Source organism: Curtobacterium sp. MCLR17_042, assembly GCF_003234695.1.
Lineage (GTDB): Bacteria > Actinomycetota > Actinomycetes > Actinomycetales > Microbacteriaceae > Curtobacterium > Curtobacterium flaccumfaciens.
This window is the reverse complement of record NZ_QKTD01000011.1, coordinates 63,258-78,979: the sequence shown is the minus strand read 5'-3', so window position 1 is coordinate 78,979 and position 15,722 is coordinate 63,258. Positions and strand designations below refer to the sequence as shown.

At 71.4% G+C, this 15,722-nt stretch carries 15 protein-coding genes; 8 read left to right on the top strand and 7 right to left on the bottom strand.

The genetic code is table 11. The annotated features are described in order from the left end of the window. Window positions 1-2 precede the first annotated feature (2 nt). Together dapC and DEJ02_RS12055 are read left to right on the top strand one after the other, a co-directional pair. Window positions 3-1,121 carry a succinyldiaminopimelate transaminase gene (gene dapC, locus DEJ02_RS12060; protein ID WP_111033236.1) on the top strand — a complete coding sequence of 373 codons (1,119 nt, stop codon included), beginning with the start codon at window positions 3-5 and terminating at the stop codon, window positions 1,119-1,121. Window positions 1,122-1,285: 164 nt separating this feature from the next. Next, window positions 1,286-2,584, top strand: coding sequence for a citrate synthase (locus DEJ02_RS12055; protein ID WP_111033235.1), 1,299 nt, complete (start codon window positions 1,286-1,288; stop codon window positions 2,582-2,584). A 1,693-nt stretch (window positions 2,585-4,277) separates the two neighbouring features. On the opposite strand, the gene dapD is transcribed toward DEJ02_RS12055, so the two are convergent. After that, window positions 4,278-5,243, bottom strand: a complete 966-nt coding sequence (gene dapD / locus DEJ02_RS12050) for a 2,3,4,5-tetrahydropyridine-2,6-dicarboxylate N-succinyltransferase (protein WP_111033234.1) — start codon at window positions 5,241-5,243, stop codon at window positions 4,278-4,280. An 86-nt stretch (window positions 5,244-5,329) separates the two neighbouring features. Here dapD and dapE point away from each other — a divergent pair, with 86 nt between their 5' ends. From dapE to DEJ02_RS12030, 4 genes are all read left to right on the top strand, one after another. Continuing rightward, window positions 5,330-6,412 (top strand): succinyl-diaminopimelate desuccinylase, encoded by a 1,083-nt coding sequence (gene dapE, locus DEJ02_RS12045; RefSeq protein ID WP_071404160.1) that lies wholly within the window; start codon window positions 5,330-5,332, stop codon window positions 6,410-6,412. Beyond that, window positions 6,397-7,641, top strand: coding sequence for a hypothetical protein (locus tag DEJ02_RS12040; RefSeq protein WP_111033233.1), 1,245 nt, complete (start codon window positions 6,397-6,399; stop codon window positions 7,639-7,641). The genes dapE and DEJ02_RS12040 overlap by 16 nt, the downstream gene beginning before the upstream one ends. Before the next feature lie 147 nt (window positions 7,642-7,788). After that, window positions 7,789-7,959: a DUF3117 domain-containing protein gene (locus DEJ02_RS12035; RefSeq protein WP_017887054.1), complete on the top strand. Its 171-nt coding sequence runs from the start codon at window positions 7,789-7,791 to the stop codon at window positions 7,957-7,959. A 115-nt stretch (window positions 7,960-8,074) separates the two neighbouring features. Beyond that, window positions 8,075-8,803 (top strand): AAA family ATPase, encoded by a 729-nt coding sequence (locus DEJ02_RS12030; protein WP_111033232.1) that lies wholly within the window; start codon window positions 8,075-8,077, stop codon window positions 8,801-8,803. A gap of 27 nt (window positions 8,804-8,830) precedes the next feature. Here DEJ02_RS12030 and DEJ02_RS12025 read toward each other — a convergent pair whose 3' ends face one another. Next, window positions 8,831-9,463 carry an O-methyltransferase gene (locus DEJ02_RS12025; protein WP_017887052.1) on the bottom strand — a complete coding sequence of 211 codons (633 nt, stop codon included), beginning with the start codon at window positions 9,461-9,463 and terminating at the stop codon, window positions 8,831-8,833. 64 nt (window positions 9,464-9,527) lie between these two features. Between DEJ02_RS12025 and DEJ02_RS12020 the strand changes: the two genes are divergently transcribed. Then, a complete protein-coding gene (locus DEJ02_RS12020) occupies window positions 9,528-9,896 on the top strand; it encodes a twin-arginine translocase TatA/TatE family subunit (protein WP_110894138.1) in 369 nt (122 codons plus the stop codon). Between the two features lie 82 nt (window positions 9,897-9,978). Here DEJ02_RS12020 and DEJ02_RS12015 read toward each other — a convergent pair whose 3' ends face one another. The 4 genes from DEJ02_RS12015 to DEJ02_RS12000 are packed head-to-tail and all read right to left on the bottom strand — an operon-like array spanning window position 9,979 to window position 13,859. Continuing rightward, window positions 9,979-10,827, bottom strand: a complete 849-nt coding sequence (locus DEJ02_RS12015) for a bifunctional 2-polyprenyl-6-hydroxyphenol methylase/3-demethylubiquinol 3-O-methyltransferase UbiG (RefSeq protein ID WP_111033231.1) — start codon at window positions 10,825-10,827, stop codon at window positions 9,979-9,981. A 9-nt stretch (window positions 10,828-10,836) separates the two neighbouring features. Next, window positions 10,837-11,997, bottom strand: a complete 1,161-nt coding sequence (locus DEJ02_RS12010) for a P-loop NTPase (RefSeq protein ID WP_111033230.1) — start codon at window positions 11,995-11,997, stop codon at window positions 10,837-10,839. Further along, window positions 11,990-12,487 (bottom strand): DUF1003 domain-containing protein, encoded by a 498-nt coding sequence (locus DEJ02_RS12005; RefSeq protein WP_042539423.1) that lies wholly within the window; start codon window positions 12,485-12,487, stop codon window positions 11,990-11,992. The genes DEJ02_RS12010 and DEJ02_RS12005 overlap by 8 nt, the downstream gene beginning before the upstream one ends. Before the next feature lie 52 nt (window positions 12,488-12,539). Further along, window positions 12,540-13,859: a magnesium transporter MgtE N-terminal domain-containing protein gene (locus tag DEJ02_RS12000; RefSeq protein ID WP_027464574.1), complete on the bottom strand. Its 1,320-nt coding sequence runs from the start codon at window positions 13,857-13,859 to the stop codon at window positions 12,540-12,542. Between the two features lie 130 nt (window positions 13,860-13,989). Here DEJ02_RS12000 and DEJ02_RS11995 point away from each other — a divergent pair, with 130 nt between their 5' ends. Beyond that, window positions 13,990-14,880, top strand: a complete 891-nt coding sequence (locus DEJ02_RS11995; RefSeq protein WP_111033229.1) for a general stress protein — start codon at window positions 13,990-13,992, stop codon at window positions 14,878-14,880. Window positions 14,881-15,241: 361 nt separating this feature from the next. Here DEJ02_RS11995 and DEJ02_RS11990 read toward each other — a convergent pair whose 3' ends face one another. Next, window positions 15,242-15,712 (bottom strand): GNAT family N-acetyltransferase, encoded by a 471-nt coding sequence (locus DEJ02_RS11990; RefSeq protein ID WP_071405472.1) that lies wholly within the window; start codon window positions 15,710-15,712, stop codon window positions 15,242-15,244. Between the last annotated feature and the right edge of the window lie 10 nt (window positions 15,713-15,722).

Genomic DNA, 15,722 nt, shown 5'->3' with positions numbered 1-15,722 from the left:
TCGTGGCGCTCGACCTCCCCGACTTCCCCTGGGACCAGCTCGTCCCGTTCAAGCAGCGCGCCGCGGCGTACGAGGGCGGCATCGTCGACCTCAGCGTCGGATCGCCCGTCGACCCCACGCCCGAGGTCGTCCGCACCGCCCTGGCCACCGCGACCGACGCGCACGCCTACCCGCAGGTCGCCGGCACCCCGGCGCTGCGGCAGGCCATCGCCGACTGGTACGGCCGTCGGCACGGCGTCGCCCTGACCGAGGCGAACGCGCTGCCGACGATCGGCTCGAAGGAGTTCATCGCGGGCCTGGCGCTCTGGCTCGGCATCGGGCCCGGTGACACCGTGGTGTTCCCGGCCGCCGCATACCCGACGTACGAGCTCGGCGCCGCACTGGTCCGCGCCGAGGCCCTCGCGTCGGACGACCCGGCGGCGTGGCCGTCCACCACCAAGCTCGTGTGGCTGAACTCCCCGGGCAACCCCGACGGCCGCGTGCTGACCATCGACGAGCTCCGTGCCGCCGTGGTGCGCGCCCGCGAGCTCGGGGCCGTCATCGTCGGCGACGAGTGCTACGCCGAGCTCGGGTGGGACCCGGAGTACGCCACCACCCCGACGCCCACCATCCTCGACCCCCGGGTCGTCGGTGACTCGCTCGACGGCGTGCTCAGCGTGTACTCGCTGTCGAAGCAGTCGAACCTCGCCGGCTACCGTGCGGCCTTCGTCGCCGGCGACGCCGCGATCCTGGCCGACGTCCTGGCCGTCCGGAAGCACGCCGGGCTCATGCCGCCGCTGCCCGTGCAGCAGGCCATGGTCGTCGCGCTCCAGGACGAGACCCACGTGCAGCAGCAGAAGGCCCGCTACCGGGCGCGCCGGAACATGCTCCGGCGAGCACTCGAGGATGCCGGGTTCCGGATCGACCACAGCGAGGCTGGGCTCTACCTCTGGGGCACCCGCGGCGAACCCGCACTCGACACCGTGGCCTGGCTCGCCGACCGCGGGATCCTCGTCGCACCGGGCACGTTCTACGGCGCAGCGGGGGGAGAGCACGTCCGCGTGGCCCTGACGGCGACCGACGAACGCATCGCCGCAGCGTCGCAGCGACTGGCGAGCAGCCGTCGCCTCGGCACCGCGTAGCACGGACCCGAGTGGTTCCGGTGGTGCCCGCAATCCGTGGGAACCACCAAATCGTCACCTGGGATGTGTGCACGACCGACAGGTGCCGCGATTAGGCTGTCCTCGTGACTGACACTGCCAATGACGCTCAGAAGACGGCCACACCGCCCACCACGCCCGTCCCCGTGAGTCCCGCCGCCGAACAGCAGGGCGCGACCGCGACGCTGACGTTCCCGGGTGGCACGGCGGAGTTCCCGATCCTGCAGAGCGTCGACGGCGCGTCCGCGATCGACATCTCGACCTTCAAGAAGCAGACCGGGATGAACACGCTCGACTACGGGTTCGTGAACACCGGTGCGACGAAGAGCGCGATCACCTACATCGACGGCGACCAGGGGATCCTGCGCTACCGCGGGTACCCGATCGACCAGATCGCCGGGAACTGCACGTTCCTCGAGGTCGCGTGGCTCCTGATCTACGGCGAGCTGCCGACCCCCGCCGAGCTCGAGCAGTTCGACGCCCGCATCCGTCGGCACACCCTGCTGCACGAAGACCTCCGCCGCCTGTTCGACGCCCTGCCGCACTCGGCGCACCCGATGTCCGTCCTGTCGAGCGCCGTGAGCGCCCTGTCCACGTACTACGAGGACGACATGGACGTCGACGACCCCGAGAAGGTCGAGCTGCAGACCGTCCGGCTCCTCGCCAAGCTCCCGGTCATCGCGGCCTACGCCCACAAGAAGGCCATCGGGCAGGCGTTCCTGTACCCGGACAACTCGCTGTCGTTCGTCGACAACTTCCTGCGGCTGAACTTCGGCACCATGGCCGAGACCTACAAGCCCAACCCGGTGCTCTCGAAGGCGCTCGAGCGGCTCCTCATCCTGCACGAGGACCACGAACAGAACGCCTCGACCTCGACGGTGCGCATGGTCGGCTCGACGAAGGCGAACATGTTCGCCTCGATCTCGGCCGGCATCAACGCCCTGTACGGCCCGCTGCACGGCGGTGCGAACGAGGCCGTGCTCGAGATGCTCCAGCAGATCAAGGACTCGGGCGAGCCCGTGACGCGCTTCGTCGAGCGGGTGAAGAACAAGGAGCAGGGCGTCAAGCTCATGGGCTTCGGTCACCGCGTCTACAAGAACTACGACCCGCGCGCGAAGCTCGTCAAGGAGTCCGCGCACGAGGTCCTCGAGTCCCTCGGCGTGCAGGACGACCTGCTCGACATCGCGATGGAACTCGAGCAGATCGCGCTCGAGGACGAGTACTTCGTCAGCCGCAAGCTCTACCCGAACGTCGACTTCTACACCGGCATCATCTACAAGGCGATGGGCTTCCCGCCGCGGATGTTCACCGTCCTGTTCGCCATCGGTCGCCTGCCGGGCTGGATCGCCCAGTGGCGCGAGCTGAACAACGACCCGCTCAACAAGATCGGTCGCCCCCAGCAGCTCTACGTGGGTGCACCCGAGCGCGACGTCCCCGAGCGCTGATCGACTCCGAGCGCCCCGCCCCACGGTTCCGTGGCGCGGGGCGCTCGTGCGTGTGCGCCGCGTGCCGCCGTCGGGCGGGACGCGCCGCTCACCTCCGCCGAGTGGTCGCGAACGGTCGTCCGGCGGGTGTCGAAACGACGGTTCGTGCGCCCTCGGCGCACGCGGACGGTGTGTTGTGGCCACTCGCGGGGCGGAGTGGGGCACTGGACACGACGGCCTGGAGGCCCGGTGCCGGTCTCGGGGACCGGCACCGGGCCTCCAGCCGGGTGCGTCGGTGGGTGCGCGATCGTGGGACGCGCCGCTCACCTCCGCCGAGTGGTCGCGAACTGTCGTCCGAAGGGCGTCGAACCGACAGTTCGTGCGCCCTCGGCGCACGCAGGCGGCGTGTTGTGACCACTCGCGGGGCGGGTTGCGGCTCTGGACGCGATGGCCTGGAGGCCCGGTGCCGGTCTCGTGGGCCGGTACCAGGCCTCCAGGCGGGTGCGTCTGTCGGTGCGGGATCGTGGGACGCGCCGCTTACTTTCGCCGAGTGGTCGCGAACTGTCGTCCGAAGGGCGTCGAACCGACAGTTCGTGCGCCCTCGGCGCACGCAGGCGGCGTGTTGTGACCACTCGCGGGGCGGGTTGCGGCTCTGGACGCGATGGCCTGGAGGCCCGGTGCCGGTCTCGTGGGCCGGTACCAGGCCTCCAGGCGGGTGCGTCTGTCGGTGCGGGATCGTGGGACGCGCCGCTTACTTTCGCCGAGTGGTCGCGAACTGTCGTCCGAAGGGCGTCGAACCGACAGTTCGTGCGCCCTCGGCGCACGCAGGCGGCGTGTTGTGACCACTCGCGGGGCGGGTTGCGGCTCTGGACGCGATGGCCTGGAGGCCCGGTGCCGGTCTCGTGGGCCGGTACCAGGCCTCCAGGCGGGTGCGTCTGTCGGTGCGGGATCGTGGGACGCGCCGCTTACTTTCGCCGAGTGGTCGCGAACTGTCGTCCGAAGGGCGTCGAACCGACAGTTCGTGCGCCCTCGGCGCACGCAGGCGGCGTGTTGTGACCACTCGCGGGGCGGGTTGCGGCTCTGGACGCGATGGCCTGGAGGCCCGGTGCCGGTCTCGTGGGCCGGTACCGGGCCTCCAGGCGGGTGCGTCTGTCGGTGCGGGATCGTGGGACGCGCCGCTTACTTTCGCCGAGTGGTCGCGAACTGTCGTCCGGAGGGCGTCGAACCGACGGTTCGCGCGCCCTCGGCGCGCGCAGGCGGCGTGTTTGTGACCACTCGCGGGGCGGGCTGCGGCTCTGGACGCGATGGCCTGGAGGCCCGGTGCCGGTCTCGTGGGCCGGTACCGGGCCTCCAGGCGGGTGCGTCTGTCGGTGCGGGATCGTGGGACGCGCCGCTTACTTTCGCCGAGTGGTCGCGAACTGTCGTCCGGAGGGCGTCGAACCGACGGTTCGCGCGCCCTCGGCGCGCGCAGGCGGCGTGTTTGTGACCACTCGCGGGGCGGGCTGCGGCTCTGGACGCGATGGCCTGGAGGCCCGGTGCCGGTCTCGTGGGCCGGTACCGGGCCTCCAGGCGGGTGCGTCTGTCGGTGCGGGATCGTGGGACGCGCCGCTTACTTTCGCCGAGCGGTCGCGAACTGTCGTCCGGCAGGTGCCGGAGCGACAGTTCGTGCGCCCTCGGCGCACGCAGGCGGCGCGTCGTGACCGCTGGCCGAGCGCTACGCGTGCAGCGCGGTGTTCAGCTGGATGCCCTCGCCCTTGCGCTGCAGTGCCTCGACGGCGCCGCTGATGCTGTTGCGGCGGAACAGGATGTTCGGGGTGCCGGAGAGCTCCGCGGCCTTGACGGTCTTCGGGGTGCCGTCGGGGTTCGGTGCCGCGCCGACCAGCACCACCTTCGTGCCGGCCGTGACGTAGAGACCGGCCTCGATGACGGAGTCGTCACCGAGCGAGATGCCGAGGCCCGCGTTCGCGCCGAGCAGCGCGCGCTCGCCGAGCGAGACACGGTGCGTGCCGCCGCCGGACAGCGTGCCCATGATCGAGGCGCCGCCGCCGATGTCGGTGCCGTTGCCGACGACGACGCCCTGCGAGACGCGGCCCTCGATCATGGCGTCACCGAGGGTGCCGGCGTTGAAGTTGACGAAGCCCTCGTGCATGACGGTGGTGCCCGGCGCCAGGTGTGCGCCGAGGCGGACGCGGTTGGCGTCACCGATGCGGACGCGGTCCGGCACGACGTAGTCGAGCAGGCGCGGGAACTTGTCGATGGCGTGCACGGCGATGCCGGCGCGCTGCAGGGACGGTCGCAGGCGCGTCAGGGACTCGGGGTGCACCGGGCCGGCGTTCGTCCACGCGACGATCGGCAGGTGGCCGAAGACGCCGTCGAGGGAGACCTCGTTCGGGCGGACGTGCAGGTGGCTCAGAAGGTGCAGGCGGAGGTACGCGTCCGGGGTACTCGTCGGGCCGGCGTCGATCGTGATCTCGGTGGTGACGGCCTCGATCCGGACCTCGCGGCGGGGGTCGTCACCGACGTGCGCCTGCAGCTCGGCGGGGAACACGGCGTCGGCGGGCAGCGCGCCGAGGTGCGTCTCCGGGTACCAGGTGTCGAGCGTCGTGCCGTCGGCGGCGATCGTCGCGAGGCCGTGGCCCCAGGCGTGGGTCGGGCGGTCGGAGGCAGTCGTGTCGGTCACGGCTCCAGGGTACCGAGCGGCCGTCGGCGGGCACCGTCCGGCCGGACTGCCGGGGCGGTGCGAGGGGCGGCCGGTAGGCTGCCCGCATGCCGGAGCACCTCGACCTCACCGCCTCGTCCATCGACATCACCCGTGCCATCTGCGACATCGAGTCGGTGTCCGGCAACGAGCAGGCCCTCGCCGACGCGATCGAGGCCGTGCTCGCACCGTTGCCGCACCTCGAGGTGATCCGCGACGGCGACGCAATCGTGGCGCGGACGAACCTGGGCCGCGACCGCCGCGTCGTCATCGCAGGTCACATCGACACGGTGCCGCTCAACGACAACCTGCCGACCGAGTTCCGGACCACCGAGGACGGCACCGAGATCCTCTGGGGCCGCGGCACCGTCGACATGAAGGCGGGCTGCGCGGTGCAGCTCAAGCTCGCGTACGACCTGGTCGACCCCTCGGTCGACGTCACTTGGGTCTGGTACGACCACGAGGAGGTCAGCGACGCCCTGAACGGCCTCGGCCGCCTGGCCCGGACACGACCCGAACTCCTCACCGCCGACTTCGCGATCCTGGGCGAGCCGTCCGGGGCGCAGATCGAAGGCGGGTGCAACGGCAACCTCCGCGCCGAGATCCGTACGTTCGGCAAGCGTTCGCACAGCGCCCGGAGCTGGATCGGCGACAACGCGATCCACAAGACCGCCCCGATCCTGGCCACCCTGGCCGCGTACGAACCGCGGACCGTGACGGTCGACGGGCTCGAGTACCGCGAGGGCCTGAACGCGGTCGGCATCAGCGGCGGCATCGCGGGCAACATCATCCCCGACGAGGCGATGGTGCACGTGAACTACCGGTTCGCCCCCTCGCGCTCGGCCGACGAAGCCGTGGCCCACATCCGCGAGCTGTTCGACGGGTACGAGGTCACGATCGTCGACCTCGCCGCCGGTGCCCGCCCCGGACTCGACGCCCCGCTCGCGCAGGACTTCGTCGCGGCCGTCGGTGGACCGGAGCCCCGTCCGAAGTACGGCTGGACCGACGTCGCACGCTTCTCGGCGCTCGGGGTCCCCGCGGTCAACTACGGCCCCGGCGAGCCGGTCTTCGCCCACCACGACGACGAGCAGGTCCCGGTCGCGCAGATCACCGCGGTCGAGGCCGGGCTGCGTCGGTGGCTGACGGCCTGACGACGGCGGGGGCCACCCGGAGGACCCCTGCTCGGAACCGCTGGCTGGCCCGGTACCGGGTCGTCCCGTGGTGGGTGCGCATCACGGTCGTCTACGTGCTGGCGCGGCTCGTCACGGGCGCGATGATGCTCGCCTTCGCCCGCGTGCAGGCGGCGAACTCGTTCACCGTGCAGAGCCCGGGCTACCTGTCGTTCGCGTCGATCTGGGACGGCGCCTGGTACCGCGTGATCGCCACGGGCGGGTACCCGTCGACGCTGCCGGTCGACGCCGCCGGGCACGTGACCGAGAACGCGTGGGCGTTCATGCCCGCGTACCCGTTCCTGGTGCGCGGGCTCACGCTGCTCACCGGAGCGTCGTTCGAGTTCGTCGCGGTCTCGGTGTCGTTGCTCGCCGGACTCGGGGCCGCGCTGGTGTTCCGCCGGCTCATGGGACGGTTCCTCGACCCCGCACGGGCGACGTTCGCCACGGTCCTGTTCTGCGTTGCACCGGTGTCGGCGATGTTCCAGGTGGCCTACGCGGAGTCGATGGGCCTGTTCCTGCTGCTCGTCGCGCTGCTGCTCATGGTGGATCGACGGTGGTGGGCGATGCTGCCCGTCGTCCTCCTGCTCGGCATGACCCGACCGACGGGGCTCGCCTTCGCGTTCCTGGTGGTGCTCTTCGTGGCCGCGTGGGCGATCCGCCCGGCGTGGGTGCGCTCGTCGGAACCGCTGACCCTCCGCCGGCTCGTCCCACCCGCGGTGGTCGCCACGGTGTCGGGTCTGGTCGGTCTGGCCTGGCCGGCCATCGCGTGGGCGGTCACCGGCGTGACGAAGGCCTACACGGACACCGAGCTCGCCTGGCGCTCGTCGTACATCGGGTGGAAGGAACTCGTGCCGTTCGCGCCGTGGGTGCAGGGGTTCGGGTGGTGGTTCGGGCAGCCGGCCGGCGCGGTGCTGCTCGTCGTCGTGCTCATCGGGTTCGTGGCGTTCGTGTGCATGCCGGCCGCACGCCGGATCGGCATCGAGCTGCGACTCTGGGGCGTGGCGTACCTGGTGTACCTGCTGGCGGTGTTCTTCCCGCAGTCGAGCACCTGGCGCATCCTCGTGCCGATCGCGCCGCTGCTCGGCATCGTGGCGCTGCCGCGGTCGCGGGTGTACCGCGTGGCCGTCGTCGTCGCGTTCGTCGGGCTGCAGTGGGTCTGGCTGTACTACACGTGGTGGGTCGACGGCTACGACTGGACCCCGCCGTGATCGATGCGGGGCGCCGGAGGCCCGTGGAACCGCGTTCTGCGGAGCATCCGGACGGCGCATCCGACACCCCCAACCTGGGCGGTTTCGCAGTTGCCCCCTCCATACGGGATAATAGGGCTGCATTTACTGCACGAAAGGGGACATCTGATGGCAGCCATGAAGCCGAGGACCGGTGACGGGCCGATGGAGGCTGTTAAGGAGGGTCGACTCATCATCGTGCGGGTTCCGCTCGAAGGTGGAGGCCGCCTGGTCGTCTCGGTCAACGATGCCGAGGCCAAGGAACTCCACGACGCACTCGCTGAGGTCGTCTCGGCCTAGTACGTCGAAGCACCAGAACGGAAGGCCCGGAGCGTGTACGCTCCGGGCCTTCCGTCTGGCCGCCGGTAGCGGGGCGTCCACACGCGGTGTCGGTCGGCTCCGGCAGGATGGGGCCGTGCCGAGGACCCACCTGCCCATCCGACGCGTCGAGGAGTACCGCGACCCGGACCCGATGCCGCGCGACGAGTGGCCGGCCACGCTCCCGCCGATCCGGCAGATGCTCGACGAGGGCCTCGACCTGGACCCGGTGACGGTGTTCGTCGGGGACAACGGTGTCGGCAAGTCGACCCTGATCGAGGCCATCGCGCTCGCGTTCGGGATGTCCCCGGAAGGCGGCTCGACCGGGGCACACCACTCGACCCGCCCGTCCGAGTCGGACCTGTGGCAGCACATCGCCCTGCGACGTGACTTCGGTGCGCCCCGCGGTGGCTTCTTCCTGCGGGCTGAGACCATGCACGGCTTCTTCACCTACCTCGAGGAGCACCCGAACCGCAGTCGCCCCGAGCCGGCGTTCCACGAGCGCAGCCACGGCGAGGCGTTCCTGGACTTCGTCATCGACCGGGCGCGTTGGCCCGGGCTCTGGATCCTCGACGAGCCGGAGTCCGCCCTGTCGTTCTCGGGGTGCCTCACCCTGATCGCACTGTTGCGCTCGATCGTCGAGAGCGGCGTCGGCCAGGTCGTGCTCTCGACCCATTCACCCGTGCTCGCCGCGTTCCCGGGCGCGACGATCCACGAGGTCGGCGAGTGGGGCCTGCGGCGCACCGAGTGGCGCGACCTCGACCTGGTGCGGAACCAGCGGGCGTTCCTCGAGTCGCCCGAGCGGTACCTGCGGCACCTCGACTGACCTGCGCGAGCGCCGGCGGGTCGAGCGCTAGTTGGTCACCTTCGTCAACTGCAGCAGTCCGTCGCCGGCGGGCGACAGCGCGCTGCGCACCGCACCCGAGGTCGACACCTCGGTCAGGAGCAGCCGGAAGTCCGTGGTGGCACGGTCGCGCTTCACCGGGTCGGCCACGCGTCCGCGCCACAGGGCGTGCGGCACCAGGACGGTGCCACCCAGGCGGGCGAGCCGGAGACCGTGCTCGACGTACTCGATGACGTGCTCGGGGTCGGCGTCGACGAGGACGACGTCGTACGAGGCCTCGTTCATGCGGGGGAGCACCTGGTTCGCCCGGCCGGGGATGAGCCGGATCCGTGCGGGAGCGGTGCCGGCGCTGATGTAGGCGTCGCGGGCGAACTGCTGGTGGTCGACCTCGACGTCGATCGTCGTCAGGGTCGCGTTCGGGGCGCCGGCGAGCAGGTACAGGCCGGAGACCCCGAGGCCGGTGCCGATCTCGATGATGCTCGTGGCTCGCGAGGCTGCGGCGATGACCCCGATCTGCGCACCGATCGCGGGCGAGATCGCTTCGACCCCGAGTTCCAGGGAGTGCTCACGAGCACGGGCGATCGCCTCGGTCTCCGAGACGATGTCCTCGGCGAACTTCCAGTTCGACTCTTTCTCTGACACGCACACTCCGTTCGGGAGACAACTCTAGAGGTGCAACGCAGCCGCACGCGTTAGGCTCGCTCGCGTGGACATCCCGCTCGACAAGATCCTGATCATCGGGGTCATCGGCGTCCTCTTGCTCGGGCCGCAGCGCCTGCCGATGTACGCCCAGAAGCTGGCCGAGTTCGTCAAGGCCGTCCGTCGATTCGCCGACACCGCGAAGGAGCGGATGCGCGACGAGATGGGCCCCGAGTTCGACGACATCGAGTGGCAGAAGCTCGACCCGCGCCAGTACGACCCGCGCCGCATCATCCGAGACGCCCTGCTCGACTCCGGTTCCAGTGCGGCCGCGGTGCAGACCGCGCAGGTGACGGCCTCCAAGGTTCGCGCGACGGCTCCCGTCGTGCCCCTGGCTGCCGGTGAACCGGCACCCTTCGACGCCGAGGCGACCTGACGCCCGTCACGTCCCCACGCGACGGACTGGAGGCCCGGTGCCAGCTGGCACCGGGCCTCCAGTCCGTCTGGGGGTCGCGTCGTCAATCGCGGGTCGCGACGATCGTGTAGGTGGTCGGCATCCGGTCGCGGTCGTGTTCCGGCCAGGCCCACGAGCCGGTGTCGGTCTCGACCATGCGGGAGCTGAAGCGCCACGGCAGGGTCCGGCCCTCGTCGAGCCGTCGGAGCCGCAGCCCGGCCCCGAGCAGGGCGTTCACGATCTCGGACAGCGGGTGCGGCCACTCGAAGGTGCGGGCGTTCGCCACGGTCCCGTCACCGACGTAGGTGCCGGCGTCGTCCCACTGCTGCGCGGTGCCGTCCGGGAAGTACCGGTACCGGGTGACGAGCTCGTCGGCGTCCTCGTCGAGGGCGTACAGCGCCGGGTGTCCGTCGCGGATGAAGAACACCCCGCCGGGGCGGAGCAGGCCGGCGACCTGCGCAGCCCAGCGGTCGAGGTCGGGGAGCCAGCAGATCGTGCCGATGCTCGTGTAGACGACGTCGAAGTCGCCGGTGACGGCGGCGCGGGCATCGAGGACGTCGGTCTCGACCCAGGTGACGTCGAGACCGAGGCGCGATGCGAGCCCGGCGGCCGAGGTGAGGGCGGCGGGGGAGAAGTCCACACCGGTCAGTCGGGCACCCTCGCGGGCGAGTGACACCGTGTCGGTGCCGATGTGGCACTGCAGGTGACAGACGTCGAGGCCTGCGAGCGAGCCGTTCGGCAACCACGGCGTCAGTGCCGGCAGGTCCTCGCGGACGACGTCGGAGCGGTGGTCGGGGTCGGCGAGGGCGTCGATCGCGTAGGCGCCCTCGTGGATCGGCACCCGGTCGTCCCAGTTCGCGCGGTTGGTGGCGCGTGCGTGCTCCCAGTCGACGTCGACGTGATCGGTGCTCATGCCCCGAGCCTAGGACAGCGACAACCCGAGCTTCCGGCCGGCGAGCCCGCGTCCCATCGTGGTGATCCGGTCGGCGATCGCGGTCAGGGCCACGGCGGACGGGTCCTCCGGGGCGCCGAGCACCACCGGCACGCCCGCGTCGCCGCCCTCGCGCAGCGGCACGGACAGCGGCACGCTGCCGAGCACCGGGACGGGGGCGTCCAGCCCGCGGGACAGCCGTGCGGCGGTCTCGGCGCCGCCACCCTCGCCGAACAGGTGCAGGACCGAGCCGTCGGGCTGCACGAGCCCGGCCATGTTCTCGACCACGCCGATGACCCGCTGCCCGGTCTGCCGAGCGACGATCCCGCTGCGCTCGGCGACGTCGGCCGCGGCGGCCTGCGGGGTCGTGACGACCAGGACCTCGGCGTGCGGCAACAGCTGCCCCACCGAGATCGCGACGTCGCCGGTGCCCGGTGGCAGGTCGAGCAGCAGGACGTCCAGGTCGCCGAAGAACACGTCCGTCAGGAACTGGTTCACGGTGCGGTGCAGCATCGGTCCGCGCCACGACACCGCGGTCGACACGTCGTCGACGAACATGCCGATCGAGACGACCTTCACGTCGTGCGCCACCGGCGGCAGGATCATGCTGTCCACGCGGGTCGGACGGGGTGCGACCCCGTGCTCGTCGGTCAGGCCCATCAGTCCGGGCACGCTGAAACCGTGCACGTCGACGTCGACGACCCCGACCCGCAGGCCCCGGCGGGCGAGCGCGACGGCGAGGTTCACGGTGACGGTGGACTTGCCGACGCCACCCTTGCCGCTCGTGACGGCGATGACGCGCGTGAGCGAGTCCGCGGTGAACTGGACGCCCTTGGGGCGGCCGGCTCGCAGCCGCTCGGTCAGCGCAGCACGAGTGGCCGGGTCCATCACGGACACGTCGACGTCGACTGCGGCGACCCCCGGGACGGACCCGGCGGCGACGCGGACGTCGCGCTCGATGGTGTCGGCGGCGGGGCACCCCACGATCGTGAGCTGCAGGTCGACGCGCACCGCGCCTCCTGGCTGCACGTCGACACCGCGGATCATGTCGAGCTCCGTGACGGGGCGGCGGATCTCGGGATCGATGACGCGGCCGAGCGCAGCGAGGACCGCCGAGCCGAGCTGTTCGTCGGTGGGGGCGGCGTCAGCCACGGGTGGAGCTGTCGTGTTCGTCCGCGTAGCCGGCCTCGTCGGCGTCGCGGCGGTCGAGCTCCTCGAGCAGGGAGCGGAGCTCGGCGCGGATGAAGTCCTTCGACGCCATGTCCCGCATCGCCAGGCGCAGGGCCACGACCTCGCGGGCCAGGTACTCGGTGTCGGCCAGGTTGCGTTCGGCACGCTGGCGGTCCTGCTCGAACTGCACGCGGTCGCGGTCGTCCTGCCGGTTCTGCGCGAGCAGGATCAGCGGGGCGGCGTACGAGGCCTGCAGCGAGAGCACGAGCGTCAGAGCCGTGAAGCCGATGGCCGCCGAGTCGAACTGCCACGGCTTCGGCGCCAGGGTGTTGTAGCCCATCCAGACCACGCAGAACAGCGTGAGGCCGATGAGGAACCACGGCGTGCCCATCCCGCGGGCGATGCCCTCGGTCGCACGACCGAAGGTGTCCCCGCGACCACGGCGGCGGCTGGGGAGCACACGCGTGCGCATGCCCTTGGGGGAGTCGAGCCGGACCTCTTGGCGGTCACGGTCGCGACGGTTGTCATCCGTTCGGGCCACGGGTGGTCCTCCTTCCCGTCGTCACGGGTGTCCTGCGCGGGCGTTGGCGTGGAAGCGGTGAGGGTTCCCCCTCGCCCTGACTTCGCCAGTCGTCCGGCAGGACGTGGTCGAGGACATCGTCGATCGTCACCACCCCGACGAGACGGTGGGCGTCGTCGACCACGGGGACGGACAGCAGGTTGTAGGTCGCCATGATGCGGGTGACCTCGGCGGCGCTCGCGTCGACCCGGACCGGTTCGGTCTGCTGGTCGATGAGCGTGCCGAGCCGCTCGTTCGGCGGGTAGCGGAGCATCCGCTGGAAGTGCACGAGCCCGAGGAACCGTCCGGTCGGCGGCTCGTACGGCGGCAGGGTGACGCAGACGGCGGCGCCGAGCACCGGTGCGAGCTCGTGGCGGCGGACCAGCGCGAGGCCCTCGGCCACGGTGGCGTCGGCCGAGACGATCACCGGTTCGGTGGTCATCAGACCACCGGCGGTGTCCGGCTCGTACTCCAGGAGCATGCGGACGTCCTGCGCCTCCTCCGGCTCCATGAGCTGCAGGAGGGCCTCGCTCCGCTCGTCGGAGAACTGTGCGAGGACGTCGGCCGCGTCGTCCGGCTGCATCTGGTCGAGGACGTCGGCGGCGCGCGCGTCCACCAGCCGGGTGAGGATCTCGATGCGCTCCTGGTCGGGCATCTCCTCGAGCACGTCGGCGAGGCGGTCGTCGGGCAGTTCCTCCGCGACCTCGAACCGGCGCTCGGCGGGCAGGTCGAGCAGCGTCGACGCGAGGTCGGCGGGCAGCAGGTCGGAGTAGGCGGCGATGACGTGCTCGGCGGACTGGGCCTCGCCGGGGAGCTCGTCCTCGGTGACCTCGTTCCACGTCGCGAACGTCGTGGGGCCCTTGCCGAACGGCGACGGCGTGGTCTTCGGCTTGCGGAGGAAGAGCTGCGCGACCTCCCAGTCGCCCTGCCCGCGGTCCTCGATCGCGACGTCCTCGATCGTGGCGCGGATCCGCTGGTTCTTGATGAGCACCTTGCGGCCGAGCATCTCGGCGATGACGCGGACCTCGCCACCGCGCTGCTCGAAGCGGCGCATGTTGACCAGACCGGTCGTGATGACCTGCCCGGCACCGATGGAGGTGATGCGGCCGATGCTCACGAAGATGCGGCGCTTGCCGGGCACCTCGACGATGAGCCCGACGACGTGCGGGGGATCGGCCCGGCGGTAGACGACCAGGACGTCCCGGACCCTGCCGACGCGGTCGCCCGCGGGGTCGAAGACGGAGCACCCGGCGAGGCGGGCGACGAAGACCTTCGTGGCGCTCACTCGACCCAGCGTAGTCGCTCGGGTGTGGGCGTTCGCTCGCGCCGCCGACGGCACCGGTCGGTGGCTTCCGATCGGCTGCTTCCCTGAGAGTGCACGTGCGATTGCAAGGTGTGCGGTGAATGATGGCTGTGTGAGCAATCAGAGCCCCTTCGCCGGCAGGACCGCCCAGGCGTTCCCGACGCTGCCCAAGGGCGACGTCCTGGGAACGTACGACAGCTACCCCGACGCGCAGCGCGTGGTGGCGAAGCTGGCCGAGGCCGACTTCCCCGTCAACCAGCTCTCGATCGTCGGCAACGACCTGAAGACGGTCGAGCGGGTCACCGGCAAGATGACCTACGGCCGTGCCGCGATCGCCGGTGCGCTGTCCGGCCTGTGGCTCGGGTTCTTCTTCGGCATCGTGCTCACGCTGTTCTCACCGCAAGCAGGTGGGCTGTTCTTCGCCGCGGCCGTCATCGGTGCCGCGTTCGGCATGCTCTACGGCATCGTCTCGTTCGCGATCACGAAGCGGCAGCGCGACTTCACGAGCGTGCACCAGGTGCTCGCCACGAACTACCAGATCGTCGTCAACCCGCAACTGACCGGGCAGGCGCAGCGCATCCTCGGCGAGCACGGTGCCACCCCGTCCACGCACTGGAACGACGCTCCCCAGCAGCAGCAGCAGCAGCAGCAGCAGTGGCGTCCGGGCCCCGGTGGGGTCCCGCCGCAGCAGCAGTCGCCGTACGGCGGGCACGCCACACCGCACCAGCAGCCGGGAGGCCCGCAACACCCCGGCACGTCGGCCCCCGGCGCGCAGACGGGTGCGCCTTCGGGCCCGCCGCGCTACGGCACGAACGACGGACCGCGGTACGGGGAGACCCCCGAGACGGCTGCGGCCCCCGCGGCCCCGCCGGTGCCGGAGCGTCGACCCGAGGAGCCGCCGCGCTACGGCGAGCGGGTCGCCGGTGCCACGCCGCCGGAGCCCTCGTCCTCGCCGGACGCCCAGCGCGACGGTGACGGTGACGGGAGCAGCGACCGCCGCTAGCCGGGCTCCGGCTGACGCGACCGGGCTTCGTCCTCGGGTCGTGCGAGGTCGGGTCGTGCGAGATCGCTCGACACGCCGTTCACGTCCGCCGAGGTCGTACGAACTGTCGCCGCCGAGCTCCGCGGACGGCACTTCGTGCGACCTCGGCGGCGGAGTCGGGACGGTCGGGCGGTCCGAGTGGTCGCAACGCCCCGCGCGCACGGCGTCGAGCGGTCGGAGATCGTCGTTCGGCGCCGGCCCACACGACGGTTCGTGACCGCTCGGCCTCGGGCAGACGGCACGTTGTGACCGAGAGCCGGGCGGGCTCGGGCGCGCGCGAGCCGGGCTTGCGCGCGGCGCGGACCGGGCAGGCTCGGGCCGGCTAGAGGACCTTCGAGAAGCAGACCGACAGGGGCGCCCCGACGTAGGGCCCGAAGTTCGCGATCCGCCGGAACCCCTCGCGCTGGTAGAACCCGACGGCGCGCTGCTGCTCCGTGCCCGTCTCGAGGACGAGCGCCGGGGACCCGAGGTCGAGCGCGGCTTCTTCCAGCCGGCGCAGCAACGCAGCCGCGGCGCCGGACCCGCGGGATTCCGGCCGGACGTACATCCGCTTGATCTCGGCGATGCCGTCGTCGACGATGCGCAGGCCCCCGCACCCGAGTGGAGTCCCGGACTCGTCGCGTGCGACGAAGAACACCGCGATCGACTCGGCGGTCGGCTTCTCACCCGGTTCGGTGTCGCCGCCGTGCGCCCGGTCGATCTCCAGGCGCTGGGCGGCGCGGAGTCGCTGGGCGTCGGGGGAGTCGAAGTGCTCGACCTCGATCGAGATGGTGTTCGGGGAGGCCTCGGGCATGGTCACCCGA

Bases quoted from the DNA above. Each gene is read 5' to 3' on its own strand.
- DEJ02_RS12015 (WP_111033231.1), bottom strand. From the start codon at position 10,827: ATGAGCACCGATCACGTCGACGTCGACTGGGAGCACGCACGCGCCACC.
- DEJ02_RS12035 (WP_017887054.1), top strand. From the start codon at position 7,789: ATGGCAGCCATGAAGCCGAGGACCGGTGACGGGCCGATGGAGGCTGTT.
- dapE (WP_071404160.1), top strand. From the start codon at position 5,330: ATGCCGGAGCACCTCGACCTCACCGCCTCGTCCATCGACATCACCCGT.
- DEJ02_RS11990 (WP_071405472.1), bottom strand. From the start codon at position 15,712: ATGCCCGAGGCCTCCCCGAACACCATCTCGATCGAGGTCGAGCACTTC.
- DEJ02_RS12005 (WP_042539423.1), bottom strand. From the start codon at position 12,487: ATGCGCACGCGTGTGCTCCCCAGCCGCCGCCGTGGTCGCGGGGACACC.